We start from the raw sequence: 3,301 nt of genomic DNA, 5'->3' as shown, positions 1-3,301 counted from the left end.
GGTACGTCGAGGCATCGACCTTCTTCACGCCATCGAACCAGATGTCGTCGTCGGTGTCCTTCTTGCCGTCCGCTCCGTAGTACATCTCGTCCGGTGCTTTGGTGAAGGCCTTCGTGATTTTCTCCTTCTCGTCGTCGGTGAGTTTCGGGGAAACCATGATCGGCGCACGCGGGATTTCGGAGCGAATATCGAGTTCCTTGATGCCTTCAACGTAATCGTTCGTGTCGTAGTCCCAAACGATGAACCGACCGACACCGGCGGCGTCGGCTTGGCCGCTTTTCAGCGCGTTGTACGCCTTGTCGTGGGTGGTCCACGTCGGCTCGAAGTCCGCACCTTTCTGGTCACCTGGGGAGTCGGGAATGGAAAGTCCAGCCTCTTTGAGCATGGACAACGGGTAGAGCGACCCGCTGGCGCTCAGTGCATCGGCGAATGCGATTTTCTTGCCTTTCAGGTCCTTCAGTGACGAGATGTCCGAATCCTCGCGCGTGATGATCACGCTGTAGTACGTCCACGTTCCGTAGGCGTGGCGTTGAAGAATGATATCCGCGCGGTCGTTTTTGACGCCGAGTGCGGCGGCGAACGGACCGCTTTCCGCGACGTCCGCCGTCCCGCTGTCGAGCGCGGTGAGCGTCGCACTGTAGTTGGCGGCGTACTTCATGTTCACGGTGTCAACAGCGTCGATGTAGTTGTTCAGACGCTTTTTGATGGACGTGTACTGTGCCATCATCTGTTCCTGTGGCTCGGTCGGAGACATCAGGAACTTGATTTTACCGTCCTTGTAGGCTTGCTTTCCGAAGGTTCCGATACACCCGGCCATGCCCGAAAGGCCGACGAGTCCCGCCGTACTCGCGGATTTGATGAACGTGCGTCGATTTACCATCTGAATACATGTTATTCGTTCTGTACTTGTAGGTTAAATCTTCCTATTCAAATCATTTGGCCCAACGGTGTGATACATAGTCACGATTAGAGGTCAAATTTCGCGCAAACGCGAAACAGTTTGTAGATCGAGTTGGTAGATGACGGTATGGAAGCCAGTACGCACGCAAAACAGCGTACCGCGTCCGTCGTCGTGGTCGATTACGGACTCGGAAACCTCCGGAGCGCCGTCAGCGGCCTCGAACGCGCGGGAGCGGACGTCGAGATTACCGACGACCCCGCCACGTTCGAGGCGGCGGACGGCATCGTCCTGCCGGGCGTCGGCGCGTTCCGCGAAGGAATGGAGAACGCCGGACCGTACCGGGAGGCGCTCGCCGATGCCGCGAACGACGGAACGCCGGTGTTCGGCATCTGTCTCGGGATGCAGATGTTGCTGACGACGAGCGAGGAAGCCGAACACGCCGGGGAAGGCGAAGTCACCGGACTGGACCTGATCCCGGGAACGAACGTTCGATTCACCGGGGAACAGAAGGTACCGCACATGGGCTGGAACGAACTCTCCGTCGAACGGGACCACCCGCTGGTCGAGGGCGTCGACGGCGAGCACGCCTACTTCGTGCACTCCTACTACGCCGTCCCCGAAGACGACGACGCGATAGTGGCAACGACCGACTACGGGACGGACTTCCCGAGCGTCATCGCCGACGAATCGGGAACCGTCTTCGGCACACAGTTCCACCCGGAAAAGAGCGGCGAGACTGGGCTGAAAATCCTCCAAAACTTCGTGGATATCTGCCAGCAGTCCTGAACTGCATACGCTACAGGAACTCGCGCACGTCGGAGTACCACATGTCGTGGTGGTCCATCGCGTCTATCCGCCGCGCGATTTTGGCGGCGAGGACGTGCCAGCAGAGTTCGGTCGGGTCGTCCGGATCCAGATTATATTCGCTATCCCGGCAGGTACAGCCTTCCTCCACGATGTACTCGTCCTCGAACCCGACGACCACGACGAAGTCTCGATACTCCTTGACCCGCCGCTCCGACACCGCCTCGATGGCCTGTCGTCCCCTGTCGTCGTGAACCGAGAGGATTCGGCGGACGACGTCCGGCGTGAGCGACCCCACCTCGGCCAGTTCGGATTCCCACGCCTCGACGCTGTTCACAGTATCAACTCCCCGGGCGTCAGTGAACGGTCGATGGCGGTGGAAACCGAACGCACGGACCATCGGTTCGGAGGGGCGAAATAAACCGGTTCCGATAGCGACGACGAAAAGCGGCTGGTTAGCTTAGGATCGGCGGGCGAACGACGAGCGAAGGGAGCGAAGGCGTTCGGGCGTGGCTTTCGCCCAGTTTCTGCGATCCATCGGTTCACAGTACAGTTCCCGGAGGCTCATCTCCGACGTTCCCGTCGTCGCCCGTAACCCGCATTCCTTTTCGGGGCTGAACGCCGACTCGACGTATGAACGTCCGCGAAGGGAACGTCGAGGTGGAGGTCCCCGAACAGGAGGGGGACGCCATCATCGACGACGTGTTTTTCAACCCGGTACAGGAGTTGAACCGTGACCTGACGGTCGCGGTCCTGAGAACGTACGTCGACCGAGAACCGCGAGCCGAGTACTACCTCGATGCGATGGCGGCCACGGGGATTCGGGGCGTCCGTGCCGCCGAAAACGGCTGGAACGTGACGTGTGCCGACATCGACCCGGACGCCATCGAACTCTGTCGGGAGAACTTCGAGCGCAACGACCTGCCGGGCGAAGTGCTCCACAGGAACGCCAACGCGCTCATGCACGAGGAGGTGTTCGACGTGGTGGACATCGACCCGTTCGGGACGCCGATTCCGTTCGCCGACGCCGCGTTCGCCAACACGCGCGATCTGGTCTGTGTCACGGCGACGGACACCGCGCCGCTCTGTGGCGCGCACTTCCACAGCGGCGTCCGGAAGTACGGCGCGACTCCTCGGAACACCGACTACCACGCGGAGATGGGCGTCAGAATCCTCCTGTCGGCGTTGGCACGCACCGCCGCACGCTACGACAAGGGCGTCACACCGCTTCTGACACACGCGACGAGTCACTACGTCCGGACCTACCTCGAACTCGACGAGGGGGCGACGACGGCCAACGGGGCCATCGACGAACTCGGCCACCTCTATCACTGCGAGGACTGCCTCCACCGCGACCACGAGTACGGACTCATCGCCGACCCACCCGAAACCTGCCCGGCCTGCGAGAGCAACCGTCTCCTCACCGCCGGACCGGTGTGGCTCGGCCCGACGCACGACGCCGAGTTCGTGGATGGCGTGCGGGAGAACGTCACCGAGGAGATGGGAACCGAAAGGAAAGCGAAGAAACTCCTGACCCGACTCTCGGACGAACTCCACCGCCCGACCCACTACGACCAACACCGCCTCTGCTAGGAG

4 protein-coding genes are annotated in these 3,301 nt (G+C 61.3%); 2 read left to right on the top strand and 2 right to left on the bottom strand.

The genetic code is table 11. The features are described 5' to 3' along the window. A partial coding sequence (gene phnD / locus WBV42_RS09630) for a phosphate/phosphite/phosphonate ABC transporter substrate-binding protein (protein WP_423985829.1) occupies positions 1–880 on the bottom strand: 880 nt, incomplete at its 3' end. A 147-nt stretch (positions 881–1,027) separates the two neighbouring features. Here phnD and hisH point away from each other — a divergent pair. Continuing rightward, a complete protein-coding gene (gene hisH / locus WBV42_RS09625; RefSeq protein ID WP_253225062.1) occupies positions 1,028–1,687 on the top strand; it encodes an imidazole glycerol phosphate synthase subunit HisH in 660 nt (219 codons plus the stop codon). 10 nt (positions 1,688–1,697) lie between these two features. Here hisH and WBV42_RS09620 read toward each other — a convergent pair whose 3' ends face one another. After that, positions 1,698–2,042, bottom strand: a complete 345-nt coding sequence (locus WBV42_RS09620) for a hypothetical protein (RefSeq protein WP_253225061.1) — start codon at positions 2,040–2,042, stop codon at positions 1,698–1,700. A gap of 296 nt (positions 2,043–2,338) precedes the next feature. Between WBV42_RS09620 and WBV42_RS09615 the strand changes: the two genes are divergently transcribed. Continuing rightward, entirely contained in the window at positions 2,339–3,298 is a 960-nt protein-coding gene (locus WBV42_RS09615; RefSeq protein WP_423985828.1) for a tRNA (guanine(26)-N(2))-dimethyltransferase, read from the top strand. Positions 3,299–3,301: the final 3 nt, after the last annotated feature.

Origin of the sequence: Haladaptatus sp. (assembly GCF_049589095.1) — an archaeon.
Classification (GTDB): domain Archaea; phylum Halobacteriota; class Halobacteria; order Halobacteriales; family Haladaptataceae; genus Haladaptatus.
Note: the sequence above shows the minus strand (reverse complement) of the source record. Positions and strands in the feature narration are given on the sequence as shown.

Coding starts and splice junctions, on each gene's coding strand:
- hisH (WP_253225062.1), top strand. CDS start 1,028: ATGGAAGCCAGTACGCACGCAAAACAGCGTACCGCGTCCGTCGTCGTG.
- WBV42_RS09615 (WP_423985828.1), top strand. CDS start 2,339: ATGAACGTCCGCGAAGGGAACGTCGAGGTGGAGGTCCCCGAACAGGAG.